25 protein-coding genes are annotated in these 26660 nt (G+C 43.1%); 14 read left to right on the plus strand and 11 right to left on the minus strand.

The genetic code is table 11. From position 1 onward, the window contains the following. The 4 genes from AC37HE_RS15010 to leuB form a co-directional block, all read left to right on the plus strand. Window positions 1-142 (plus strand): aconitase family protein (locus AC37HE_RS15010; RefSeq protein ID WP_500783694.1); only part of this gene is annotated, 142 nt, incomplete at its 5' end. 66 nt (window positions 143-208) lie between these two features. Beyond that, window positions 209-793 (plus strand): 3-isopropylmalate dehydratase small subunit, encoded by a 585-nt coding sequence (leuD, locus tag AC37HE_RS15015; RefSeq protein ID WP_500783670.1) that lies wholly within the window; start codon window positions 209-211, stop codon window positions 791-793. Window positions 794-921: 128 nt separating this feature from the next. Next, window positions 922-2478 carry a hydroxymethylglutaryl-CoA lyase-like TIM-barrel protein gene (locus AC37HE_RS15020; RefSeq protein ID WP_500783671.1) on the plus strand — a complete coding sequence of 519 codons (1557 nt, stop codon included), beginning with the start codon at window positions 922-924 and terminating at the stop codon, window positions 2476-2478. Window positions 2479-2509: 31 nt separating this feature from the next. Beyond that, the gene (gene leuB / locus AC37HE_RS15025) at window positions 2510-3574 is read left to right on the plus strand and encodes a 3-isopropylmalate dehydrogenase (protein ID WP_500783672.1); all 1065 of its coding nucleotides are present in this window, start codon (window positions 2510-2512) and stop codon (window positions 3572-3574) included. Between the two features lie 62 nt (window positions 3575-3636). Here the strand turns inward: leuB and AC37HE_RS15030 are convergent, their stop codons facing one another. Further along, window positions 3637-4668 carry an alpha-L-fucosidase gene (locus AC37HE_RS15030; RefSeq protein WP_500783673.1) on the minus strand — a complete coding sequence of 344 codons (1032 nt, stop codon included), beginning with the start codon at window positions 4666-4668 and terminating at the stop codon, window positions 3637-3639. Window positions 4669-4869: 201 nt separating this feature from the next. Between AC37HE_RS15030 and AC37HE_RS15035 the strand changes: the two genes are divergently transcribed. Both AC37HE_RS15035 and AC37HE_RS15040 read left to right on the plus strand, forming a co-directional pair. Next, the gene (locus AC37HE_RS15035) at window positions 4870-5634 is read left to right on the plus strand and encodes a hypothetical protein (RefSeq protein ID WP_500783674.1); all 765 of its coding nucleotides are present in this window, start codon (window positions 4870-4872) and stop codon (window positions 5632-5634) included. Window positions 5635-5718: 84 nt separating this feature from the next. After that, window positions 5719-7662 carry a cation:proton antiporter domain-containing protein gene (locus tag AC37HE_RS15040; protein WP_500783675.1) on the plus strand — a complete coding sequence of 648 codons (1944 nt, stop codon included), beginning with the start codon at window positions 5719-5721 and terminating at the stop codon, window positions 7660-7662. Window positions 7663-7750: 88 nt separating this feature from the next. Here the strand turns inward: AC37HE_RS15040 and AC37HE_RS15045 are convergent, their stop codons facing one another. Then, the gene (locus AC37HE_RS15045) at window positions 7751-8203 is read right to left on the minus strand and encodes a cold-shock protein (protein ID WP_500783676.1); all 453 of its coding nucleotides are present in this window, start codon (window positions 8201-8203) and stop codon (window positions 7751-7753) included. Between the two features lie 446 nt (window positions 8204-8649). On the opposite strand from AC37HE_RS15045, the gene ybaK reads away from it, so the two are divergent. Together ybaK and nhaA are read left to right on the plus strand one after the other, a co-directional pair. Beyond that, window positions 8650-9144, plus strand: a complete 495-nt coding sequence (gene ybaK, locus AC37HE_RS15050; RefSeq protein ID WP_500783677.1) for a Cys-tRNA(Pro) deacylase — start codon at window positions 8650-8652, stop codon at window positions 9142-9144. Window positions 9145-9360: 216 nt separating this feature from the next. Continuing rightward, on the plus strand, window positions 9361-10659 hold the full coding sequence (gene nhaA, locus AC37HE_RS15055) for a Na+/H+ antiporter NhaA (protein WP_500783678.1): 1299 nt from the start codon (window positions 9361-9363) through the stop codon (window positions 10657-10659). 560 nt (window positions 10660-11219) lie between these two features. Here the strand turns inward: nhaA and AC37HE_RS15060 are convergent. Beyond that, window positions 11220-12134, minus strand: a complete 915-nt coding sequence (locus tag AC37HE_RS15060) for a DMT family transporter (protein WP_500783679.1) — start codon at window positions 12132-12134, stop codon at window positions 11220-11222. A 299-nt stretch (window positions 12135-12433) separates the two neighbouring features. On the opposite strand from AC37HE_RS15060, the gene AC37HE_RS15065 reads away from it, so the two are divergent. Together AC37HE_RS15065 and AC37HE_RS15070 are read left to right on the plus strand one after the other, a co-directional pair. Further along, on the plus strand, window positions 12434-14611 hold the full coding sequence (locus AC37HE_RS15065; RefSeq protein WP_500783680.1) for a hypothetical protein: 2178 nt from the start codon (window positions 12434-12436) through the stop codon (window positions 14609-14611). A 299-nt stretch (window positions 14612-14910) separates the two neighbouring features. Next, window positions 14911-15372 (plus strand): DUF2062 domain-containing protein, encoded by a 462-nt coding sequence (locus tag AC37HE_RS15070; RefSeq protein WP_500783681.1) that lies wholly within the window; start codon window positions 14911-14913, stop codon window positions 15370-15372. Window positions 15373-15480: 108 nt separating this feature from the next. Here AC37HE_RS15070 and asnB read toward each other — a convergent pair whose 3' ends face one another. Then, window positions 15481-17151 (minus strand): asparagine synthase B, encoded by a 1671-nt coding sequence (gene asnB / locus AC37HE_RS15075; protein ID WP_500783682.1) that lies wholly within the window; start codon window positions 17149-17151, stop codon window positions 15481-15483. Between the two features lie 370 nt (window positions 17152-17521). Further along, window positions 17522-18622, minus strand: coding sequence for a redox-regulated ATPase YchF (ychF, locus tag AC37HE_RS15080; protein ID WP_500783683.1), 1101 nt, complete (start codon window positions 18620-18622; stop codon window positions 17522-17524). A 219-nt stretch (window positions 18623-18841) separates the two neighbouring features. Here ychF and AC37HE_RS15085 point away from each other — a divergent pair, with 219 nt between their 5' ends. The 4 genes from AC37HE_RS15085 (at window position 18842) to AC37HE_RS15100 (ending at window position 21206) form a co-directional block, all read left to right on the plus strand. Further along, entirely contained in the window at window positions 18842-19591 is a 750-nt protein-coding gene (locus AC37HE_RS15085) for an NUDIX hydrolase (RefSeq protein ID WP_500783684.1), read from the plus strand. A gap of 85 nt (window positions 19592-19676) precedes the next feature. Next, a complete protein-coding gene (locus AC37HE_RS15090; protein ID WP_500783685.1) occupies window positions 19677-20225 on the plus strand; it encodes an RNA polymerase sigma factor in 549 nt (182 codons plus the stop codon). A gap of 56 nt (window positions 20226-20281) precedes the next feature. Then, window positions 20282-20734 carry a hypothetical protein gene (locus AC37HE_RS15095; protein WP_500783686.1) on the plus strand — a complete coding sequence of 151 codons (453 nt, stop codon included), beginning with the start codon at window positions 20282-20284 and terminating at the stop codon, window positions 20732-20734. Between the two features lie 7 nt (window positions 20735-20741). Beyond that, complete coding sequence (locus AC37HE_RS15100; RefSeq protein WP_500783687.1) at window positions 20742-21206, plus strand: hypothetical protein; 465 nt, start codon at window positions 20742-20744, stop codon at window positions 21204-21206. 71 nt (window positions 21207-21277) lie between these two features. On the opposite strand, the gene hisS is transcribed toward AC37HE_RS15100, so the two are convergent. The 6 genes from hisS to AC37HE_RS15130 form a co-directional block, all read right to left on the minus strand. Further along, on the minus strand, window positions 21278-22642 hold the full coding sequence (hisS, locus tag AC37HE_RS15105; protein ID WP_500783688.1) for a histidine--tRNA ligase: 1365 nt from the start codon (window positions 22640-22642) through the stop codon (window positions 21278-21280). Between the two features lie 204 nt (window positions 22643-22846). Further along, the gene (locus tag AC37HE_RS15110; RefSeq protein ID WP_500783689.1) at window positions 22847-23200 is read right to left on the minus strand and encodes a DUF4870 domain-containing protein; all 354 of its coding nucleotides are present in this window, start codon (window positions 23198-23200) and stop codon (window positions 22847-22849) included. Between the two features lie 40 nt (window positions 23201-23240). Then, a complete protein-coding gene (locus AC37HE_RS15115; protein ID WP_500783690.1) occupies window positions 23241-24524 on the minus strand; it encodes an MgtC/SapB family protein in 1284 nt (427 codons plus the stop codon). Window positions 24525-24617: 93 nt separating this feature from the next. Continuing rightward, window positions 24618-24926 (minus strand): phosphoribosylpyrophosphate synthetase, encoded by a 309-nt coding sequence (locus AC37HE_RS15120; protein WP_500783691.1) that lies wholly within the window; start codon window positions 24924-24926, stop codon window positions 24618-24620. A 141-nt stretch (window positions 24927-25067) separates the two neighbouring features. Next, a complete protein-coding gene (locus AC37HE_RS15125; RefSeq protein WP_500783692.1) occupies window positions 25068-26123 on the minus strand; it encodes an SDR family oxidoreductase in 1056 nt (351 codons plus the stop codon). A 151-nt stretch (window positions 26124-26274) separates the two neighbouring features. After that, the coding region (locus AC37HE_RS15130) for a hypothetical protein (RefSeq protein WP_500783693.1) at window positions 26275-26660 on the minus strand (386 nt) is incomplete at its 5' end.

Consider the following 26660-nt stretch of genomic DNA (forward strand, 5'->3'; position numbering starts at 1 on the left):
AGGCAAATACGCTGTCTCTACTTCGAACCGTAACTTCGAAGGTCGTCAGGGACCAGGTGCACGCACATTGCTGGCCAGCCCGCTGACAGCTGCAGCCGCTGCGGTAACAGGTGTTATCACAGACCCGAGAGAGTTTTTATAAGATTAGAGTTTTAAGGATTTCATTTTCTAAAAATCTAATAGTCTAAAATTCTAACATTCTAAAAAAATGGCATACGATAAATTTTCAAAAATAGTATCTCCGGCTGTTCCACTGCCGATTGAAAACGTGGATACAGACCAGATTATCCCAGCTCGCTTCCTGAAAGCTGTTGAGCGTAAAGGATTCGGCGATAACTTATTTCGTGACTGGCGTTACGACAAGAGCAACCAACCTGTTGCCGACTTTGCATTGAATAACCCGAAATACACCGGTAAAATCCTGGTTGGCGGTAAAAACTTTGGTAGCGGATCGAGCCGCGAACACGCAGCATGGGCTGTCTACGACTATGGTTTCCGCGTGGTTGTCTCAAGCTTCTTTGCTGACATCTTCAAAGGAAACTCGTTGAATAACGGATTGCTTCCGGTTCAGGTTAGTCCTGCATTCTTAGAGAAAATCTTTACAGCAATCGATGCAAATCCAAATGCTGAGTTTGAAGTTGACCTGCCAAGCCAAACGTTTACAATCAAAGCAACTGGTGAATCAGAGTCATTCGACATCAATGCTTATAAAAAGCACTGCCTGCAAAACGGGCTTGATGATATCGACTATCTCGTCGGCTTAAAAGACAAGATCGCTGCATTTGAAAAATAATGCAACAAAAGCAGAGATTCCACTGTAACCGTTGCAGCAATCTCTGCTTTTCTTTTTGACAGACGCAGCTGCCCGGCAGCTGTTTTGAAGAAATTATTTACAGAAGGCTTAAAGGAGAATAATAAAACATGACGGTAAAATCAGGCGCATTTGCCGAACGCACCCTGCAAATCATGGACACAACTTTGCGTGATGGTGAGCAGACCTCGGGCGTATCGTTTACCGATACCGAGAAGCTCAGCGTAGCCAAAGTTTTATTAGAGGATGTGAAAGTCGACCGGATTGAAATTGCTTCAGCCCGGGTTTCGGAAGGAGAATTCAAGGCGGCACAACGCATTATGGAATGGGCTGCCGAAAAAGGCCATCTTGGTCGGGTTGAGATACTCGGTTTTGTTGATGGTAAAACTTCACTGGATTGGATAGACCGTGCCGGCGGTAAAGTATTGAACCTGCTGTGTAAAGGGTCGCTAAACCATGTAACACACCAACTACGCAAAACGCCGGAACAACATATTACAGACATTCAAAATTCAATTAATTACGCTTCCGAATTAGGTATTACAGTCAATGTTTACCTGGAGGACTGGTCAAATGGCATGCGTAGCTCGAAAGATTACGTTCATTTCATGATTTCAAACCTGAAAAAGATGAACGTGCAACGAATTATGCTGCCGGACACCTTAGGTATTCTGGATCCGGAAGAGACGTTCGGCTATTGCAAAGAAATGATTGATGCTTATCCGGATGTACAATTCGATTTCCACGCTCACAACGACTACGACCTGGCTATTGCCAATGTTTTTTATGCCCTGAAAGCCGGAATTAACTGTATTCACACAACCGTTAACGGGCTGGGTGAACGTGCCGGTAATGCTCCTCTTTCAAGTGTTATTGCAACCGTGAAAGACCATATGGGCATGCAAACAAAGGTGAACGAAACCATGTTGAACCGGATTTCGAAAGTTGTAGAAAGTTTCTCCGGCATTCGCATTCCGACCAACAAACCACTGATTGGCGAGTTTGTCTTCACCCAATGCAGCGGCGTACATGCCGATGGCGACAACAAAAACAAACTCTACTTCAACGATCTTCTTCCCGAGCGTTTTGGGCGTACCCGCAGCTATGCATTGGGCAAAACCTCTGGTAAGGCCAACATTAAAGCCAACCTGGAAGATTTAGGTATCGAGTTAACACCCGAGGCTTTGAAGATTGTAACCGACCGGGTTATTGAATTAGCCGACCACAAAGAAACGGTAACAGCCGAAGATCTTCCTTACATTGTGGCCGACGTTCTTCAGGAGAGTGTTGAACAACGCATCACGATCAACAATTATGCTTTGACACATGCGATGGGCCTACGCCCTTCCGCAACAGTCAGCATCAAAATAAACGAGAAGTCGTACGAAGCCTCTTCATCAGGTGATGGTTTATACGATGCTTTTATGAAAGCCGTTAAAAGCATCTACGCCAAACTGAAGAAACCATTCCCGACATTGCTCGACTACTCTGTAACCATCCCACCGGGAGGAAACACCGACGCTTTGGTCGAAACAGTCATTATTTGGGAATTAGATCGCGAATTTAAAACACGGGCTCTTGCTCCCGACCAAACGGCCGCCGCTATCAAAGCAACCATCCGCATGCTGAACCTGATTGAGCATACGTATAACGAAAAAGTTGACTAGTACATTAAATATATTTTGAAACGATTATAAGATGAAGTTAAAATTAGCTGTTCTCCCAGGAGACGGAATCGGTCCTGAGATTGTTGATCAGGCGATGAAATCAGTGAAAGCGATCGCTGAAAAATTCAATCATGAATTAGAATATGAATTTGCCTTAACAGGTGCTACTGCTATCGACCAGGTAGGTGATCCTTACCCGGAAGCAACGCACGATGTTTGTATGAAAGCTGATGCCGTTCTTTTCGGTGCTATCGGAGACCCAAAATTCGACAACAACCCTAAAGCACCGGTCCGTCCGGAGCAAGGCTTATTGGCCATGCGCAAAAAGTTAGGCTTGTATGCCAACATCCGCCCGGTTGAAACATTCGAATCATTATTGCACAAATCACCACTTCGCCGCGAGTTGGTTGAAGGTGCCAACTTTGTTGCCATCCGCGAATTAACCGGTGGTATTTACTTTGGTGATAAAGGACGTGCTGACAACGGAAATACAGCTTACGACCACTGTGTTTACACGCGTGAGGAAGTAGAACGTATTCTGAAACTGGCTTACGAATTTGCAGGAAAACGGAATAAGAAACTGACTGTTGTTGACAAAGCAAACGTATTGGAAAGCTCACGCCTGTGGCGCGAAGTTGCTCAGGAAATGGCTCCCAACTACCCGGACATCAAAACAGAGTACATGTTTGTTGATAACGCTGCTATGCAAATCATCCAGTGGCCGAAAAACTTCGACGTAATGGTTACTGAAAACATGTTTGGTGATATCCTGACTGACGAAGCCAGTGTAATTACCGGTTCTTTGGGTCTGTTGCCTTCTGCTTCAATGGGGATCCACACTTCGGTATTCGAGCCGATCCACGGTTCTTACCCACAAGCTGCCGGTAAAAACATCGCGAACCCGATTGCAACAATCCTGTCGGCTGCCATGATGTTCGAATATGCCTTCGACCTGATGGAAGAAGGAAAACTGATCCGCGAAGCTGTTGATGCTTCAATGGCGGAAGGTATTGTTACAACCGATATCGCAGAAGGCAAGTCGTACAGCACCTCTGAAGTTGGTGACTGGATCGCTGACTACATTGCGAAGAAATAAGTATTTCCTACATGATAAAAGTGAAAGCCGCTCCATTTGGAGGCGGCTTTTATTTTATTCGGTTATTTCCCTTCTCTTAAAAGTTCTCCAACCTTTTTCAAAATCGCAACGCTCGGCTCCGGTATCCTTCCTAAACCATCCGGCCCGACATTCAACAGGAGATTCCCGCCTTTTGAATTAATATCGTGCAACTTTTCAACAATCTCTTCGGCCGATTTCCAATGGTTGTCACCCTTCTTGTAGCCCCACGAATCGTTCATCGTATAACATGCCTCCCATTTGTAATTAACAGCATTAGCTAAATGCTCCTGCTCCGGAGTACCAAAATCCTTTTTAAAGATTGCTCTTTTAGCTACCCGGTTGTTAATGATAATAGAAGGTTTCAACGATCGAATATAATTGTAAAGATCAATTCCCAGCTCATTGTTCCACCAGTCTACCCAATCGCCGTCAAACCACAAAATATCCGTGTCATACTTTTCAACCAACTCACGAACCTGGTTTTTCAAATAAGTAACATACTCATCTCTCCAGGTTGAATCCTGAGGAGCCGGAACATCTTTCTCATAAAGGTGAAGTTGCGTTGGATGATGCCAATCAATAATGCTATAGTAAGTCCCGAAACGAATTCCGTACTTTTTGCATGCAGCACTTAACTCTGCCAGAATATCTCTGTTGAAGGGAGTGGATGCCACATCATAGTCCGTATAATCACTATCCCACAAGCAAAAGCCTTCGTGATGTTTGGAAGTTATCACGATGTATTTCATGCCTGCCTCTTTGGCTGTTTTCACAATAAAATCAGCATCAAAATCTTTCGGATTGAATGTTTTTATCAGTTTCGAATACTCGGATGAAGGAATCTTCAAGGTCCCCTGAATCCACTCAGAATATCCCTTAACAGTATCTCCTTTCCAAACACCTCCTAATTCGGAATACAATCCAAAATGAATAAACATACCGAATTTAGCATCTGTAAACCATTGCATACGCTGCTCAAAATCAGCATCCGATTCGTTTAAATAATTTTTCACACCCTGCCCCCGTGCTATTAATGCAAACAACAATAGCCCCACGAAAATTAGTTTCTTCATCACTTCTGTTTTTCATTTTGTCAATACCACACAATAAAACAATTTTTAGGACATTTCCGAAACTACCTTTCCCTTCCACTCATCGATTTAACGGAAAAGCCTCAGTTCATCCTTGATCTCATGAGTTAACACACCAACAATAAATGCGTTTTACGGCTCTTCAACTTTCTCAAAATAAACATAGCCTCTTATATTTACAGCATGAAAAAAGCAACGGCTACGCAACTTTTCTCAGCATCCTTTACAACCTTGGGCTATTTATTTCTATTTATCCTTTTCGGTTTGTTTCTTGATAGCCGTTTTATGGTTGATTTCTATTTCCCAAAGCAGGACTTAGCTACGCTGGTGATGCTCATTGGTTTTGGCGTTCTTTTTTACAAGTCCGGATCAAGGTTGAGAGAGCAAATGGTCTATGCTGTTATCATCGGATTTCTAGGTGAATACTTCCTGTCTCTGGGACTCGGAATGTACCATTACCGCTTAGGAAATGTTCCTCATTACGTCCCTCCCGGTCATGCCGTGGTTCTGATTGCGACCATGAATTTCTGTAAAAAGCCCATTATTAAAGCTCAACGCCGAAAAATAGAGAAGCTGCTAACGCTTTTCATTATACTTTACTCCTCCCTCTTCCTCATTTTAGCTGGCGACATTTTTGGATTTGTCATGTCGATGGCTGTCCTTTATGTTCTTCGAAAAAGACACCGTGAACGCCTGTTCTATTTAAGCATGTATCTGGTTGTGGCATATCTCGAAATTATCGGAACAAGCTACCAATGCTGGAGCTGGCCACATACAGCATGGGGTGTTATCCCGTTTTTTAAAAGCGCCAATCCGCCCAGTGGCATCAGCCTTTTTTATTTCCTGCTCGATTTGGGCTCCTTGTGGTTATACAAACAACGTAACCGATTAGCCTGGTCAAGGATGAAAAACATTCGCTTCTTAAAAGCAGAACAAGTCATCGCCTGACAAGCTAAACGGATGGCATAACATCCCCCAAAAACCACTTTTGCTTTTTTACATTGTAAAAGGTATCTTAGAAAAAAGAATAAGATGCTGCAGTTCGAACATTTTCTCTTTTTCCTTCTGGCCTTCCTCTGGATTGTAATCGGGAGTTTTCATGTAGCAAAGTATTTCCAAAAGATAAGGTTGCCCCTTATTACCGGCTTCCTGATCTCGGGAGTTATTGCCGGGCCGTTTTTCCTGGAATTAGTATCCGACGAATCGATTCTGAATCTTCAAATTGTCAATGAATTTTCGCTCTCTTACATTGCTTTTGCTGCAGGCGTAGAGCTGTACATTAAAGAAATCCGCAGTAGCCTGAAGAGCATTTTCTGGAATACCCTGGGACAGTTCGTAATTACCTTTGCCGTGGGTGTGCTGGCCATTCTGTTCCTTGCTCCGTTAATTCCGTTCCTGTCAAACCTATCACATAATAACATCCTGGCTATTGCCCTTTTAACGGGAACCATATTTGTTGCACGTTCGCCCTCCTCGGCCATTGCGATTATTAATGAAATGCGGGCAAAAGGACGGTTTACAAAAACAGCAATCAGTGTAACCGTTATTAAAGATGTACTGGTCATCCTCTTGTTTGCTATTTGTTTATCGATTGCCGACAACCTGGTAAAAGGAATCGAGCTAAACTATTTTCTGCTGATTGAGTTATTTGTTGAACTTACGGCAACATTCTTCCTGGGCGTCCTTTTATCAAAGGTTATCGGGTTTATCTTTTCCTTCAAACTACACCAATACATCAAAATTGCAGTCCTTCTTAGTTTCGGCTATTTGATTTACCCGCTCTCTCATTTCATTCTTCACTTAAGTGAAATTTATTTGCCATTCGAAATACACATCGAGCCTTTGCTGGTCTGCATAACAATTAGCTTTGTCATCGTAAACTACACTGCCCTGCGAATTGAATTTCAGGCAGCAGTTGAAAAGGTTGGCCCCGCTATTTATGCCGCATTCTTCACCCTTGCCGGAGCCATGATGTCGCTCGATATTTTAGCTGATACCTGGAAGATTGCCTTACTGTTTTTTGCCATCCGTTTGATTGGAATGATTGGAGGGGCCTGGCTCGGAGGGACCATAGCCGGCGATCCGAAAATATTCAAACGTATTGGCTGGATGCCCTATGTTACCCAGGCTGGAGTTAGTTTGGCTTTGGTAATAGTGGTAGCCACCAGCTTCCCGAAATGGGGTAATGAGTTGGCCACAATTATCATCGCGGTGATCATCATCAATCAACTTGTAGGGCCTCCCTTGTTCAAGTGGGCCATCAAACGGGTGGGCGAAAACAGGAACCTGGCCCGGGATCATTACGACCATTCACACCGGGTACTGATTTTTGGATACGAAAATCAATCGGTTGCCCTATCCAACGAACTACTAAAAAACAACTGGACCGTTTCGATTGCCACCCGAAAGCCGGCAAACAAGACCGATGAAATACCCGGCGTAAAAATATACCACATTGACGGACTGAAAGCGGAAACCTTGGAAAGCTTAAATTTAAAGCGTTTCGACACTTTTGTACTCTTGCATTCCGACCGGGGGAATTACCGGATTACCGAGTGGATTTATGAGCATATTGGCAAAAAAGTGGTCATTGTTCGCTTGTCGGATCGGAAGAACCTCAAAAGCTTTTATGAGTTGGGCGCCTTAGTCATCGATCCATCAACTGCCTTTGTGAATCTTCTTCAGCACTTTGTTCGATCACCATTGGCTACCTCCTTGTTAATGGGTATGGAGCCGGATAAAGATACACTCGATGTTACTGTTGAAGACGAAAGTTTATTTGGTGTTGCTCTTCGCAATCTCCGCTTGCCGGTAGATGTACTCATTCTCTCGGTGAAGCGCAATGGTTCCATTATCATTACCCATGGTTATACCCGCTTACGCAAAGGAGATGTGGTAACCGTAGTGGGATCGGTTGAAAGTTTAGAGAAAGTAGCCTTGCAGTTTGAATCGCTGGAAGTAGACAAAAACAAATAACCAATCGATCAGAAATCAACTTCACAAAATAAAAAAAGCAGAGCTTCTGCCCTGCTTGAATTTATCGCATATTAACTGGTAACAAATGCTAGCGGTTAACTTTTACATTCACAGCCATCATTCCTTTAGGTCCGCGTTCCATTTCATACGAAACAGAATTACCCTCAGTAATTGGCTCTGTAATATTATTGACGTGAACAAACAAACTCTCACCGCTTTGTCCGTCACGGATAAAACCAAATCCCTTTGTTTGATTAAAGAACGTTACAGTTCCCTTGCGAATTAAATCTTCCGGCCCCAGATCCGCCTCTTTCGGCACTCCTATGACAATATCCTCAACATTAACTTCAGTCTTCTTATCCGGATCCGGCGGAGTATCTGTAATCATACCATTCTCGTCGACATAAGCGATCATATCGTCCAAACTATTGGGCTTGTCGCTGTCCTTGCGTGCTAAACGCTTTGCTTCCTTTTCTTTGCGTTTTTTCTCTTTTTTGTTTCTTACTTCTTTTTTTTGAAATGATTCTTGTGATCTACCCATATATAAAATTTATCTTTTTGGTCGGGTCAGGACCTCAAACAGGAAGGATGTAACAAGCGAATTGCCTTTATCGTGCAAAGGGCTGATTAAAAACCGATCTTCAGATGAGTTTGATCATCTGGTTTTCCTAAACCCGGTGTTATTATTCTAAATTGGATTCGAAAAGAGCAGCCAGCACTACTTACGGAAGAAACTCAGCATCAATGCAGAACTCATCTCCAATTATGGTCTAAATTTAATCAAATAAAGCAGACAATCCAAGATGAAAATTCAAGCCTGCCAATATTCGGACACAAAGGGAGTGAAAAATCAACGAACTACAAAATTTAAACCCTCGAAACTGTTAATCCGGAATGATTATACCTAAACAAATAACCTTTACTTATTACTACCCCCTGCTGGCTTTATCCTCTTTTACTAACTTTACAGGCCAAATTACAGATCGCATGAAAACACCGGCAAAGACAAATGCCTCGCGCTTACTCGACAAACAAAAAATCAACTACGAACTATTGGCCTATGAAGTTGACGAATCGGATTTAAGTGCAACAACACTGGCCTCGAAGCTGGGACAGAACATTCAGCAAATCTTTAAAACCCTGGTTCTTCGGGGAACCAATAATGGCATCTTTGTATGCGTAATTCCGGGAGACGAGGAGGTCGATCTGAAACGGGCTGCTAAAGTATCGGGAAATAAAAAAGCGGAAATGATCGCCATGAAAGAATTACTTCCTATAACCGGCTATATCCGCGGAGGATGCACTCCAATCGGTATGAAAAAACATTTCCCGGTTTTCATCCACGAAAGCTGCCTTCAGTTTGATAAAATCTACATTAGCGGTGGGAAAAGAGGCTTACAACTAAAATTAGCCCCGCAAGATGTGATCGCTGCCAGCCAGGCACAAATTGCCGACTTAATTACCTCAAATAATCCGGACTAGTACTCCTCAACACAAAAGCCCCAAGGCTCAAAATACCCATAACTCTCCTCTTGCATTCAACTTTTCGATGCAATACATTGTTAGCTAATCATTAAATCGGATTTCGGTTCTTTCAAGTTCAAAGCCGAAGTCTTATTTTGTATTTTTAAGATCAGAAAACAAACAAAAAACAGAACAATTGTCCGGAAACAAAGGACATTAAACCATTATCCTATTATGTCTCCAATGAAATTCATTACCGATCCGTTCGATCGGTTTTTTAAACAAGAAAGTTCTTCGAGTATCTTATTGCTGGGTGTAACACTGCTTACCCTGGTACTGGTAAACCTGGGATTTTACGATGAATATTTCACCTTACTCCATCAAAAACTAACCTTTGGCATCGGAAGCTTCATCCTTTCCAAATCGCTCATACTCTGGATTAACGACGGACTAATGGCCATTTTCTTTTTTGTAATTGGCCTGGAGATTAAGCGCGAAGTCCTGATCGGTGAATTATCCAGTTTCCGTAAAGCCAGCCTCCCTGTCTTTGCAGCAATCGGTGGAATGATCGTTCCCGTAATCATTTACCTGACCCTGAACAACAGTTCCGAAACACACCAGGGATGGGCAATCCCCATGGCAACCGATATCGCTTTTACCCTGGGAATTATGAAACTACTGGGCAAGAAAGTTCCTTATTCCTTGAAAATATTTCTAACTGCCTTTGCTATTGTCGACGACCTGGGAGCAATTCTTGTTATTGCCATTTTTTACAGCTCATCGATCCAGTTAATGCTCATTCTAAGTGCAATCGGGCTTTTCCTGTTCCTGCTGGCCTTAACCTACTACGGACTATACAACAAGTATTTTTATTTCCTGATCAGTATTATCATCTGGGTTCTTTTCCTGAAATCAGGAATCCATGCAACGCTGGCTGGGGTATTGGTAGCATTTGCTATTCCTATTCGAAAAAATATAAAAATCACACACTTCCAGGATAAGATGCAGGAGGCTTTGGCCGAATTTAAAGGCATGAGCAGCAAGCTTCATTCAAAATATACCCTGACACACGACCAGATGGGTGCCGTTGACCAAATGGATGAGCTGACCGACCAGGTTCAGTCGCCATTGCAACACCTGGAGAATAAGCTGCACGGCTGGGTGGCATTCGTGATTATGCCCATTTTTGCCTTTGCCAATGCCGGTGTAAAAATTGATGCGGAAAGCTTTGCCAACCTGGATCTTTCATTCATCATTGCAACAAGCCTTATCCTTGGAAACGTAATTGGCATCAGCCTGTTATCCTTCCTGACCATCAAACTTAAACTAGCCAGCTTACCGGAAAACACCACCTTCAGGCAGCTAATTATAACCGGCTTATTAGGAGGTGTTGGCTTTACCATGTCGCTTTTCATCACGAACCTGGCTTTCGACAATCAGGCATTTATTGATGCTTCCAAAATTGGGATCCTGATGGGCTCCATTGTAGCCGGCATCGGTGGTTACTTCCTGCTAAAATCGACCTTAAAATAACAACAGAGAGCCGCAATTTGCGGCTTTTCTTTTTCGGTGAAAGTCACTGAACACCATAACGCCAGGATGTAAAGTTGTTTTTAAGATAACCGGATACCCCGTGATAACGATGCTAACCGGATGTTTGGGAAATCTTCAGCTTTCATCCCTGTTGGTGATTCATTGGGAAATAAGGATCCAATCTCTTCAAAAGATCGGATCCTTTGTTACCGACCTGACTTTAATGCTGGTTCTCCGTTTTTCCAGCTTTCGTCAATAGTTTATTAGCTTTACTTAAAGATTTATAAGCGATACTTATTTTTTTATAAGCTTTGCTTAAAGATCTATAAGCTTTTCTTAATACTTTATAAGTAGATCTGGAATAAAATTAAGAAGAGCTTCAATATAAATAAGGAGAACTGGAAGAAATATAAGAGGAGCTTCAATATAAATAAGAGAAACTGGAAGATAAATAAGTAGAACTGTTTACCAATTAAGGGGAACTGGAAGATAATTAAGAGAAGCTTCAATATAATTAAGCAATGCTGGAAAATAAGGAAGCGGAACCGAAAGATTTCTGCCTACAGAAAGAAAATAGCCACGCCGCCAACTGTAATTACAGCACCAATGACTTCTTTCATGTTCACTTTTTCTTTCAGGATCAGGATCGCAGGCGGAATAATCAATACCGGAACAATAGCCATAATCGTTGCGGCAATCCCCGCTTTAGTATGCTGAATACTAAGCAGCGAAAAGGCAACACCGAGAAACGGCCCGAAAAAGGAGCCCAAACCGATCCGCTTCATCGCAGAAAGATCTTTAGCGGCATTCCACACCCGCCCAAAGCGTTTTAAGACAGCCACCAAAATGGCAAAGCCGATTAATCCGGTGAGTACCCGTATTTGAGAAGCGGCAAAGGCATCGTAATCGCCCATACCCTTTTTACTGAGCACCAAACCACTGGCTTGCCCAAGGGCTCCACCCAAGGCCAACAAAATTCCATAGACCGGGTAGGCGGAAGTTAGCCGCTTGCGGATTTTCTCCTCTCCTTCCAAGACCGAATTATCCCGTTTGAGAATTACCATCGAAATTCCGGTGAGGGTAACAACCATTCCCACCCAGTTCATTGGCGACAAAACTTCGTCGAGTACGAAATAGGAGATGAAAGCCGTAAATGGCGGAGTCATGGCCATAATAAGCATCGAAACGCGAGCCCCGACAACAATAAAAGCCTGAAATAAGAGTAAGTCGCCAATCACAAACCCAATCAAACCCGACAGCGACAACCACAACCAGCGTTCCAGTCCGGCATCGAAAGGAAACCACATGCCCCGGTCAATTTGCGTATAAACCGCATAAATGAAAAAGGCGAGAACCAGGCGAATCAGGTTTACCGAAAGTGAACCGACTTTCTTCCCGGCTGACTCGAATGCCAAACTGGTTACAGTCCAGAAAACTGCGGTCAGGAGAGCCGCTATTTCTCCAAAGTAATTCATAGGATGAATTCAGGTTTATGATTGTGATTTAAAATCGAGTCAAATGTACAAAGTTTCGCAAGCGATTTAATAACTCCCCGCTATTTCGGATGAAAATAGCACTAATTCGAACATTACTTTAAATCCGGAGCAAAATGTCTTCTTTCTTCGTAGTACGACACAATTATTGCTACTTTTAAGCACCTCCAAGCCAAACCAATTTATTCAGGCTGCATGGCAAGGCAGCACGAACAGGATCAATGCATTCCAGGCTAGATCGAACCGGCTTTGTTTATTTTTTAACCTATACCACATTAACCATGAGATTTCAATTTTTAGTAGCCTCAAGCATGGCTTTAGCATTTTTATGCACCAACTGCAAAACGCCTCCACCGGTAAGCAAGCAGCAAAATCCGGAAAAAACAGCCTTCCAAACCAGCACTTACTGGATGCCCGAGATTGATGTTCAGTCGGACATTGCCATTGTGTACGGGGCAAACGACCACAAAGACATGACCTTTGAGCAACGGCTAAATTCGTGGAAAAAACGAGGCTACAAAACCCAGTTTATGACGGGAATGGCCTGGGGCGATTATACCGATTTTTACGGTGGAAAATGGGATGGCAAAAATCATGAAGATATTGCCCAGGTTCAAATGGATGGCAGCCAGATTATGCATGGCCCGGAAAGCCCTTATGTTGTTCCCGATTCTACCTTCATTGCCTATATGAAATCAGCCATCATTAAAAAGGTAATCGATGCAGGAATCAGCACCATTTATCTGGAAGAACCCGAGTTTTGGTCGAGAGCCGGTTACAGCAGTCACTTCAAAAAAGCCTGGCAAAAGTACTATGGCTTCCCTTGGCGGCCACAAGATGAATCGACTGAAAACACCTACCTTTCGAATAAGCTGAAATATCATCTGTTCTATCATGCGATTGATGAAGTTTCCACCTATGCCAAGGAATATGGCAAAAGTAAAGGGCTCGATGTGAAAGTCTTTATTCCAACGCATTCGCTGATCAACTATTCATGCTGGGAAATCGTTAGTCCCGAGGCAAGCCTTGCATCACTTCCAAGCATCGACGGCTACATTGCCCAGGTATGGACCGGAACCTCCCGAACGCCCAACTATTACAATGGCGTAAAAGCTGAACGGGTATTTGAAAATGCCTTCCTGGAATACGGATGTATGGTGTCGATGACGGAGCCTACCCATCGCAAAGTATTTCTGCTCACCGACCCCATCGAAGACGGCGTTCGTGACTGGGCCGACTACAAAAAGAATTACGAGGCTACATTTACCGCGAAAATACTTTATCCAACCATCAACAACTACGAAGTGATGCCTTGGCCCGAGCGCATTTATACCCGCCCTTACAAGCTAACAAACAGTGATAGCGCAAGCCTGATTCCACGCTTCTACTCAACACAAATGCAGGTAATGATTAACAGCCTCAACCAAATGCCAAAATCAGACAACAAAGTTGATGGTTCACATGGCATTGGCGTATTAATGGCCAACTCGTTGATGTTTCAGAAATTCCCAACCCATAATAACTACAGCGATCCGCTCTTCTCCAACTTTTACGGACAGGTAATGCCGCTGGTCAAACGTGGAGTGCCGGTGCAAATTGTTCATATGGAAAACCTGGGATACGAAGAAACATTGAAGGACATCCAGGTGCTTGTCTTGAGCTACTCGAATATGAAACCACTCGAAGAAAAGTACCACGAACAATTGGCTGCATGGGTGAAAAACGGAGGTAAATTAATTTACTGCAGCTCCGATGACGATCCTTATCAACAGGTTATGGAATGGTGGAATACCGGCGATGAAAAGTTCGCAAAGCCGGCCGACCAGCTATTCAAGCTATTGGGTATTACACCTACCGGCAAACAAGCTGATTTTAAGGTTGGCAAAGGACATGTTTGGGTCATGAAAACAGATCCAAAAACGTTCGTCATGCAAGCCAATGGCGATAAAAAATACATGCAAGTGGTGGAAGAGGCATATGGCCAACCGCTTCAGATTAAAAATCACTTCTACCTTCAGCGCGGACCATTCGACATTGCATCGGTTATGAATGAAAGTACCGAAACCGAACCCTTCACGATCAACGGCCCTGTTATTGACTTATTCGATCCAACACTACCGGTTCTGGCTAAGAAAGAAGTTCCGGCCGGCACCCAGGCTTTTCTGTACAACTTAAACCGGGTTGAAAACCCGAGAAAGCCGCAGGTAGTAGCTGCTGCAGCGCGTATCTACGACGAAGTAGTAAGCAACAATCAGTATTCATTTACTGCCAAGAGCCCGGCAAACACAACGAATGCAATGCGCATACTGCTACCTGTTAAGCCCAAAAGCCTGAAGCTGTCGAATGCGAAAGGGGAAGCAACGCAAGTAATGAAAGCCGAATGGGATGAAAACAGTCGGACCTATTATCTGAGTTTCGACAACTCGCCGGACGGGATCAAAGTTGAAATTGATTGGTAGGTTTACCCACGCCAAACAACAGGCTATAGAAGAATAACGAAAGCCCACAAAAAACAGCACTTTATAAAGAAAAACAACGGTTAATCGTTATCTTTACGCAATTAAAGAGCACATTATTTTTAGTAAAATATTGTCAGCGATGGCAATACAGAAGAATGCAATTAACTTCTTTTGTTACTCATGATTAAAAGGCCGCAGCACCAGCGGCCTTTTTTCGTATCTAAAACCGCAGGATTTTAATGAAATATCAACGGGAATGTAATCACTTCCCGGTAAGTTTGAATGACTAAAAATTAGCGATGCCTATCCTTCAACTGTATTTTAGGAAATTTGCTTACCTGTTCAACTCCTTGAAGCAGCAGGTTCTCAGCTCAACGACCCCGGTTCAAACAACACTTTCCGTATTAACAGGATTTTACCTGGGAATTTTTCCGATCGTTGGCATAACGACGATTCTCTGCTTGCTCGCAGCATACCTGCTTAAGCTCAATTATTACATCACATTGGCTGTAAACTACCTGGTTGCTCCGTTGCAACTTATTTTGCTCTTACCGTTTATCCGGGTTGGGCATACAATCTTCGGCGTTTCGGATGCCAGGCTGGATCAATTCGCAACCGCAGGCATGCCAACTGATGAGAACAATCCCCTTTCCCAATCTCTTGAATGGATCGGCGATGGCATTTTCTGCTGGGCTTTATTTAGTGCAGCAACCGGCTATCTGCTTTACCACCTGATTTTACGATTTGGCAGAAAAGCTTAAAAAGAAAAAACCAGCATCAAAAGATACTGGTTTCACACTCATTTTTGGCAAAATGATTGACTGACAAAACAGTCGGTATATTTTATTGAATCAAAACAAGCTTGGTTCTTAATCCTCCAGGTCATGTTCGTGTACTCCACGTACTGCACGTCCTGATGGATCGGCATTATTTTGGAATGAAGCATCCCAGGCTAAAGCTTCAGCCGTACTACAAGCGATAGAAGGTACCGAAGGAACACATGCTGCAGCCTGATCTGAAGGGAAGTGCTCAGCAAAGATTGAACGATACAGATACTCCTCTTTCGATCTTGGTGTATTTACCGGGAAACGGAAGTGGGCATTTTTCATCATATCATCCGAAACCTTATCGACAGCAATTTGCTTCAGTGTATCGATCCAACCGTAACCTACACCATCAGAGAACTGCTCTTTTTGACGCCATGCTACGCTCTCCGGCAATACATTCTCGAATGCTTTACGAACAACATATTTCTCGATCTTTCCTTTTCCGGCCATTTTATCAACCGGGTTCAGGCGCATGGCAACATCCATAAATTCTTTATCCAGGAATGGCACACGACCTTCAACACCCCAGGCTGCTAACGATTTGTTGGCACGCAAACAGTCGTAAAGGTTCAACTTGCTGATTTTACGCAATGTTTCATTATGGAATTCCTCAGCATTCGGTGCTTTGTGGAAATACAGGTATCCGCCGAAAATCTCATCAGCACCCTCGCCTGTCAATACCATTTTAATACCCATCGATTTAATAACCCGGGCCAGCAAGTACATCGGGGTGGACGCACGAATCGTAGTCACATCGTAAGTTTCGATGTGGTAAATTACGTCGCGAATAGCATCCAGACCTTCTTGAATTGTATAATGAATTTCGTGGTGAATTGTTCCGATATGATCTGCCACCTTACGCGCAGCAGCTAGGTCAGGAGAACCTTCCAAGCCGATAACAAACGAGTGCAGCTGAGGCCACCAGGCTTGTTCTTTACCGCTACCCTCAAGTGGTGACGAACTGAATTTTTTCGCTAAAGCTGAAGTTATTGATGAATCCAAACCACCGGAAAGTAATACACCGTAAGGTACATCCGACATTAATTGACGCTGTACAGCATCTTCCATAGCCTGACGTAATTCATCAACACTTGTTGTATTGTCTTTTACATTCTCGTAGTCCATCCAGTCACGATTCCACCAACGTTTTACTTCACCCTCGGTGCTTAGCATATAATGGGCAGGTGGGAATTCCTGAATTTTGGTACAGTAACCTTCCAGAGCTTTCAACTCCGAAGCTACATAAAACTGTCCGTGAGCATCCCATCCCATATACAATGGAATAATACCAATATGGTCACGACCTACGAGGTACAAATCTTTCTCTACATCGTATAAAACGAATCCGAAGATACCATTCAAATCATCCAGAAAGTCAACGCCCTTTTCTTTATAAAGAGCCAGAATAACTTCACAGTCAGAACCTGTTTGGTACTCGTACTTATCTTTTGTTCTCTCCCGGATTTCACGGTGATTATAAATCTCACCATTAACCCCAAGAACCAGTTTTTTATCTTTACTGTATAACGGCTGACCACCAGACTCCGGGTCAACGATAGACAAACGTTCGTGAGCAATAATTGCTTTATCACCGCAATAAATACCTGACCAGTCCGGTCCGCGGTGTCTAATTTTTTTTGATTGTTGTAAAACTTGTGTTCTCAGTTCCTGAGCATCAATCTTTAAATCAAATACGCCTACAATTCCACACATAATGCCAAAAATTATTCGTGTTACTTAAGTCTAAAAATTTCGATCGTCAAAAATAAGCTTTTTGACTTACATACAAAACTTCACCTGACACTTTTCCATCTAAAAAAGAACATGCCTAACAAAATAACCCAAACATCAGATATTTACATTTCAAAATGAAATTAAACTTTATAAAAAACACCCCCCTGCATACCCGGCACATTCCAAAATAAACTACTTTTTATCAGGTATACCCTAATTTTCACCAGGGGTTCGTCAAAAAAAAGAGAGAAATAGACAATTCAAAAAGAAATTCGATTTCCGAGAAAAAAAAGCATAAAAAAAGCAGTTTAAAACTAAACTGCTTTTAAATATTGTAATTTGTCAGCTTCTACACATTAAAGCGGAAGTGCATAATATCGCCATCGTGAACGACATAATCCTTTCCTTCCACCGACATTTTACCGGCTTCTTTACAGGCTTGCTCAGATCCCAGCGTAATAAAATCGTTGAATTTGATCACCTCGGCACGAATAAACCCTTTCTCAAAATCGGAGTGAATTACCCCGGCAGCCTGAGGGGCTTTAAAGCCACGATGATAGGTCCATGCACGCACCTCTTTAACTCCAGCTGTGAAATAAGTCTCAAGTTTCAACAACCGGTAAGCCGATTTAATCAATTTATTGACACCCGACTCAGTCAATCCTAAATCTTCCAAAAACATTTGGCGTTCTTCATAGGTTTCCAATTCGGCAATATCTGCTTCTGTAGCTGCTGCAATCACCAAAATTTCGGCATTTTCATCCTTTACAGATTCCCGAACAGCTTCAACGTAGCCATTCCCGTCTATTACGGCAGCTTCGTCCACATTACACACATATAAAATGGGTTTATTGGTCAACAGCTGAAGATCCTTGGCCAATTTCAAATCGAGGTCGTCAATTTCAACAGTACGAGCCGATTTACCTTGCTCTAAAGCTTCCTTGTACACCTTCAAAATATTGACCAGTCGTTTAGCTTCCTGATCATTACCGGCTTTAGCTTGTTTTTCAGCTTTTAACAAGCGAGCATCAACCGTCTCCAGGTCTTTCAACTGAAGCTCAATATCGATCGTTTCTTTATCACGAACCGGGTCAATGGTTGTATCCACGTGGGTAATGTTGTCATTTTCAAAACAACGCAGAACATGAATAATCGCGTCTGTCTCCCGAATGTTTCCAAGGAACTTATTTCCCAATCCTTCACCTTTACTGGCGCCTCTCACCAAACCGGCAATATCAACAATTTCGACGGTTGTCGGTACAATACGCTCCGGCTTCACCAAACCAGCTAACTGGTTCAAACGCTCGTCGGGAACAGTAATTACCCCAACATTCGGTTCGATAGTACAAAACGGGAAGTTAGCCGACTGAGCTTTCGCATTCGACAAACAATTAAACAAGGTTGACTTACCAACATTGGGAAGTCCTACGATACCACACTGTAATGCCATTATTCTAAGTTCTAAAAATTGCGGTGCAAAGTTAAACCTTTTTCCCTATTTTTGACTAAAATAGCATGTGTACGAACTACATTCCGACATTTTTCACAAAAAGATATAACTTAAAGAGTGAAAGATAATTCAGGAAGAAGGCTTGAATGCTAAATGAAACGAAGGTTGAACGAAATCCCCCGGATTTCGGAATACCGAACATTATAAACCTAACGAAATATGATCTTGAAATCGCTATCGGTTGATTGTGTAATCTTTGGATTCGACAATCAATCTCTTAAAGTCCTGCTCTCCAAACAAAACCCCGAAGTTGTATTAAAACGAATCAATGAAGATGACAAGTGGGAGGAAGTCAAACACCTTTATGAGAACCACCCGTCATTTTCGGCCAGTCCCTGTTGGAATGTACTGGGAGCCCATATCCCAACTGATAAAGATTTGGATGCTTTTGCCCGCGAGTTGGTTGAAACCAACACGGCCATGCAGGATGTTTATCTGCAGCAATTTCACTGTTTCGGGAAAGTCAGCCGGGTGCCAAACAACCGGGTACTAACAGTGGGTTACTATGCCTTAATAAATCCTTCAAACCACAATATTCGGAAGTCGGTGTCGCTAAACGATCTGGATTGGTTCCCGCTCGAGAAACTCCCCTGGCTGCCTTTCGACCATACCGAAATTATCCAAAAGGCACTGGAATATCTACGCCAGGAGGTGCGCTATCATCCAATTGGATTCCACTTGTTGCCCGAGAAATTTACACTCACCGAATTTCAGACGCTTTATGAAGTTATTCTGGACAAAAAAATGGATACCCGGAACTTCAGAAAGAAAATTGCCAACATGAAGCTCCTCGTCGATACCGGTGAAAAACAACAAAATGTTTCGCACCGGGCTGCCAAACTATACAGCTTCGACATCGCTGTTTACCAACAGTTAAAAGAAGAAGGTTTAAAATTCAGAATCGAATAAACCCGAAAGGACAGGAGAAAATACACCAATATCATTAAACTTGCAGATACTTACGCAGTCTTAGCTAAAACGCAGGTCCGACTGAATGATTGATGAGCAACAACTCATAAGCGAGCTGAAAAACGAAAGCACCAAGCAACAGGCTTTTCGTATTCTGGTGAGTCACTACAAAGAGCGACTCTATTGGCATGTGCGTAAAATTGTACTCGACCATGACGATACCGACGACATTTTGCAGAATACCTTCATCAAAGTCTGGCGCAATATTCATTCATTCAGAGCTGAATCAGGACTATACACCTGGCTTTACCGAATTGCCACCAACGAATCGTTGACCTTTCTGAACCAAAAGAAGAAAAAGTTAATCGGAGGAACCGATGAAGACCTTCAAAGTTACCTGGTTGAAAACATCCAGTCCGATCCCTACTTCAACGGCGATGAATTACAACTCAGATTACAGGAAGCCATTGCCCGCTTGCCGGAAAAACAACGACTCGTATTTAACATGCGCTATTACGACGAAATTAAATATCAGGATATGGAAAAAATTCTCGAAACATCTGAAGGGGCTCTAAAAGCCTCGTATCATCACGCTGTTAAAAAGATTAGCGAATATCTGAAGAACCTCAGTTGATTCTTTTTATAAAGCATCTTTTAAACCTTTTTGAATAATTCATGTCATAGAAGCAGATGAAAAAATTTGACGACATATTAAACGAGAACAACGGGCCAAAAGCTGATAATCCGTTTAAAGTACCGGAAGGTTACTTTGAAACATTTGAAGATCGGTTGGAAGCACAATTACAAGCGACGAACGAACAGAAGTCGACTAAAAAGACAATTATTCGTATTCTGAAGCCTGTTTTAGGTTTAGCAGCCAGCTTCTTGTTAATTATGCTCCTGATCAAATATCCGTTACAAAAAATTACTCCGGTAATTAGTTCGAATGAATATACAGAGGAAAATGACTCCGGTTGGTTTGAAGATGTTTTTATAAGCTCCACTACTTTCATGGACGACAGTACCCTGCTCCAAAATATCGATAGTAGTGAAATTAAAACACCGGCTGAGTCTGATGAATTGATTAGTTACCTCAGTACCGAATTAAACGATTACGAAGTTTTTGCCGAACTCAATAATTAGTAACATTATGAAGAAACTATTTATATTCCTTGTCCTGGCAGTATTGGCAGGCACAAGTTTCGCACAACCACCACAAAAAGATAAACGTGAGGACTTTGAAGCTTACAAAGCCAAACGAGTATCGTACATGACAGAGAAGCTCCAATTAACTCCTGAAGAAGCTCAGAAGTTTTGGCCAATCTATAACGAGTTTGATCAAAAAAGAGGTGACTGCCATCACAAAAGAAGAGACCTGGAAAATCAGGTGCGCGAAAAATATGACAGCCTGTCTGAAAAGGATTTTTCAAAAATGAATTCAGAAATTGTGGACCTTTATCTGGAAGAAGCAAACCTTGTAAAAACCTATAACGACAAGTTCTTGACGGTATTACCTGTTCAAAAAGTAATCCTCATAGGCCCGACCGAAAACGACTTTCGTTTTAAAATGATTCGCGAGTACCGCGAAAAAAGGAAAGAAGAAGGAAACAAATAACTCCACTATACACCAATGCAAAAAGGCCGGAAATTCCGGCCTTTTTTTATTATCTCGATATCACTTATCGTCTATTCAGAAAGCTTTGCAATCATTTCAGCGGGCGTAACCAGCGACTGATCGCCTGTTTTCATATTTTTCAGTGTTACCTTTCCTTCTGCCATTTCGCTCTCGCCGGCCAAGGCTACCCAGGCAATACTTTTGCGGTCGGCCCAGGTCATCTGCTTTTTCATTTTCGCAGCTTCCGGGAAAATCTCGGCATTCACACCTGCCTCCCGCAACTGACGAAGAATAGGTAAACAGAAAGCTTCTTCCTTTTCACCGAAGTTTACAAACAGCACTTTGGTTGAAGCCACCGCTTCTTCGGGGAAAAGCTCCAGCTGGGTCATCACATCGTAAATACGGTCGGCACCAAATGAAACACCAACACCCGACACACCCGGCATACCAAAAATACCGGTCAGGTCGTCGTAGCGGCCACCACCACAAATACTACCGATTTGCACATCTTTAGCCTTCACTTCGAAGATGGCTCCTGTATAATAGTTTAAGCCACGCGCCAAAGTCAAGTCCAGCTCCACTTCAGTATTTAGCTGAACCGAATTGATGTAGTTGAAGAAGGTACGAACTTCCGCGATTCCTTTCTTTCCAACCTCGGTTGCTCCAATCACCGCTTCAATGCTATCCAGCTTCTCGTCGGTTGTTCCGCTGAGCTTCAGAATCGGTTGCAGTTTATCCACCGCATCCTGCGAAACACCTTTTTCAAGTAATTCACCATTTACTTTTTCCAAACCAATTTTATCCAGCTTGTCAATGGCAACAGTGATGTCAACAATCCGATCAGCCTCTCCGATCGACTCGGCAATACCGGCTAAAATTTTACGGTTGTTGATTTTCACGACGGTGTTCACCCGCAAACGTGTAAACACATCGCTGATAATTTGCACCAATTCAAATTCGTTCAACAACGAATCGCTGCCAACAATATCCACATCACACTGGTAAAACTCGCGGTAACGACCTTTTTGAGGGCGGTCGGCACGCCAAACAGGCTGAATTTGATAACGCTTAAACGGGAACGAAATGTCATTGCGGTACTGCACCACAAAACGGGCAAAAGGCACGGTCAGGTCGTAACGCAAGCCCTTCTCCGAAATTTGGTTCGTCAGCTTAATGCTGTTACGGGCAATCAAATCGGCTTCGTTGGCTTTCGAAGCAAAGTCGCCCGAGTTCAATATTTTAAACAGCAGCTTATCACCTTCTTCACCATACTTGCCCATTAAGGTTGAAAGATTCTCCATTGCCGGAGTTTCAATCGGCTGAAAACCGTACAACTGAAATACCGACTTTACGGTATCGAATATATAATTCCGGCGAGCCATTTCAACCGGTGAAAAATCTCTTGTTCCTTTTGGGATCGAAGGTTTCTGTGCCATTTTATTTAAAAATTTATGCTCCGCACCAGCGGACAAATCGGTTTATGAGGCTGCAAAAATAAACAAAAATGACTGGTCTTCAAGAACTGTAGTTACAGAAAGACCAGTCATGCTAATATCTTAACCTGAGTCAATTCTAAAATATCTTCACAGAAAGTCCTAATTACGTCAGGTTTGTATTTAAAATAAAGAAGTCACAACGACTTATTTCAGGAAACGGATCGTAAGCGGATAACGGTAAAATTCGCCTTGCGCGGCCTTCACCGCACCAATAACTGTAAAGATAAGTGCAAACAAGCCAACAACAACTAACAGCAACAGTCCGACCACGATAACGACCAGAATAGCCGACACGACAAAGGCAATGGTCATCGTAATCTGAAAGTTTAGCGACTCTTTCCCCTGATCGTCCACAAAATCGTATTCCTGACGTTTCAGACTGTAAACAACCAGCGGTCCTATAATATTTCCAAAAGGGATAATACATCCGGCCAGTCCGGACAAGTGGCAAAGCATGCCCCAGGTTTTTTCATCGGGGTCATCAATAATTCGTTCCATAATACAATTTTTCAGGGGTTAAAGATGAATGATTTTTGTACTAACGATAAATGTAATAAAAAGCTGCCGAAATCATCAATCCCGAAACGACGAGTACCAGAAAACTATAGAGCAACAGCTTCCGCGACGGCTTACTGATCAGCCCCAGGGCGTAGATCATCTTCATGATATTGTTACTGTTGGTGGCATTAATCACAGCCAAAGCAATCATCATAGCCACCAAACCCGAGTTTTGCTGCAACAGGTAAAGCAAAAACGGATCGACATCAAAAACACCGATCACAAAAGCTAACCCGGCAACACCACTACCGCCGTATTGCTTCATCACAAACTGGGTAATTAACCCGAAGCCAACAAACAGAATCCCGAAGATCGTAGCCGTCTTAATCTCCAGTGGGTTTTTCGACTCGGTCTCGCGGATCTCCATCTTGGCTTCGCCTTTGGATCCCGAACGTTTCAATACAATCCGCGACAATAGGAAAGCCACAACAAACTGCAGTAAAAAAGGCCACACCAGCATCTTCCCGATCGAAGCATTAAACACAAAAGCCAGCACCAGCACCCGCAAATACATCATACCATTGGCCAGCATAATAGCCGACACCGACTGCACACCGGTATGCTCCTCGCGTTCGCGGCGAGCCAGGATAATGGTTGTTGCGGTACTGCTGTAAATACCGCCAAGCACACCGGTCAGCAGGATGCCCGAGTCGGGAAAGATAAACTTCTTGATCAGGTAGCTGGCATACGACACACCCGACACAACCACAATGGCCAGCCAAATTTGGTAAGGCGAAACTGGAATGAAATCAGCAATATTCTCGGAAGGCAGCAACGGCAAAATAATACCGGCAAAAGCAATAAACTTAGCCAGCGTAATAAACTCTTCCTGCGAAGCTTTCTTCGAGATCGTTCGGAAGGTCCTTTTCATCTCGGTAAGCAGCAGGATAGCCACCACAAACGACAGGGTTAACCATACCGGCTGGGTAAACACCAAAATCGATAAGCAATAGGTGAGCAAAGCCAACACAGAAGTGGTCAACCCAAAATCTTTCAGCGATTTAATTTTGTGAAAATACTGAATACCGATGAGCAAGCCCAGCACCACAAAGCCCACCAAAAACGGCACACGGCCTTTCGGATCAAACAGGAAAAGCACATAGCCCAGCAAACCAATAAACGTGAAGGTGCGGTCGGTACCAAACAGCTCGTTATCATCCTGCGTCAGGTGATGGCGCCGCTGCCCCATCCCGATGAGCAAGGAAAAAACCAACACCAGGAAAAAGTTGATGATCTCGACAGGCAAATATTTCTCCAGATCCATGGACTGCTTTTTTCATTAAAGATATCACTTCGTTCAATAACTTGCGAACGTTTTTGCGCATTCCTGCAGTTCAGCAAACCACCGGCGATTATTCTAATTTTTAGCCCCGGGTATTTGGGAGATTAGCTCCACATTCTGGCCGTGATTTGCACTGTACGACATCACCAGGGTTCCTTTTAGCCCATCGCTTGCTACAATCGCAAAAACGATTGCATCATCCTGAGGATCGGTCATCCCGTCAAAGCGGTAAAAACTGACTATTTCAAGCTCATCAGGCCGATATTCCTTCTTCGAAACACGGGCGATAAGCTTTGTGTCGCCCGCTGAAAAATCCTCTTGATACCCTGCTTTTGTCAGCGCATTGATCGCTTGCGAAAGCGTGTCATAATTTACATTGTCCATTTTATTTCAATTTATACCTGTTAACAACTCTCTACCATAACATTTCAGGTATACGCAAATAAACGGACGGAGGATTTCATCCGACTACTGCTGACTTGCCCGCCAGCTTCCCGATTAAGAACGATGGACCGCAGTAGTTATCTACCAGGTGGGAATAATCTGAAGCTTTTGCAGGTTTTCCATATGTTTCACCAGCGAGCCTCCGCTTTCCCTGTTCATGACTGAAAATCCGCTTCGACGTGCTTTGTTGACATTAAAGATGGCGTCGGAATTCACATTGAAAATGAAATCGCCAAAATCACCTTTGGCAATATCGCTGATCTTTAAATCCTTCAGGTGATACTTTTCAACGATCCTTTGCCAGGTTCCTTCATTGGCATCGAAATAGGTTTGAATGGGTAAAGGCTGTGCAAATCCAACTTTCAGCCCAAAGAAATCAGCCAGCTCCTGCCACACATCTTTCCAGCGGAATACATCACCATTGGTAATATTAAAGGCCTGGTTTTGAGCCTCCGGACTATTAAAAGACCACTCAACGGCTGAAGCAACAAGATCCGAATCGGTGACATTCACCAGCACTTCGAAGGCTTGCGGCGATCCCGGGAAAATAAAGTCCATCCCGGTTTCTTTACAAATGGTCGCATACACACCGATTAAATTTCCCAGGTTCATGGCACTACGCAACGAATAACCAATAACTACATCAGGGCGCAAAGCCGTGTAGGTGATAGCTGTTTTGGCACTTAGCTCTTTCAGGTAATCTTCCTGGCTAAAGTATAAATTGGGCGGAAAGTGACGTGTCTGATCTTCGACAGCGGGCGTTTTATAAAACCCCAGGTGAGCACCATAAACCTTACCCCCTTGTAAAAAAGTCACGTGCTTCAGCTTATCCGAAAAGCTTGAAACCAAGAGAATGCAATTACGCAACATCGTCTCATTTTCATCCGCTTCGGTGCGCGGATCAGCCGAAGGTTTTAGGGCCGCATAAAAAATGTATTCGACCTCTTTCAATAAGTGACTGTAATGGGCATATGAGCCGGGCTTGAGTAAATCAACTTTCAGGTGTTTGTCCTGATCATGCTCGTAAAAAAGCTCTCCACGGCTAAGGGTTAAGACATCATAGGCTGTTTGGCTTTTAAAATACTGCGTAACGGCATAGCCATTGACACCGCTTGCTCCTACTACTAAAATTGTCATCTTGTTTCTGTTTCTGTGGTAATGACAAATATACTAAAAAGCGGGGAGCATTATACTGCCAAGTCGCCGCAGGGCGCAGCTTGCAGCGCCAATATCTGTGTCCGAGTAAGTTTTTGGGAAGTAGAAAACAGGAAGGATTGTCACCAAACGGTTAGGCTGCTTTGAGCTCCAATACTTCCGAAATTAATGCCTTATATTCCTGAATATTCTTTTTGAATCTCTTTTTTCCATCAAACAACACGGCAATCCCAATCGCGAATAACAGGCCTCCAAACCAATACATGTTTGTACCGTAAATTACTCCTGAGATGATACCCAACAGCCCCATAACCAGGCAAACAGATTCAGACAAGGTGATTGAAAAGTGTTGCTTAAACGAGATTGCTACATCGAACTCATTCTTATGACCTGTTTTCAGCGCTTTTCCGCTTGCAACAATATTATTATGGTGTATGCTTAGAAATATATCCCGTTTCCGGACATTAAATGCGAATGAATCATTGGTACCACGATCCGTTTTAAAAACAAATCCGTGAC

It is taken from the genome of Mangrovibacterium sp. (assembly GCF_059905295.1).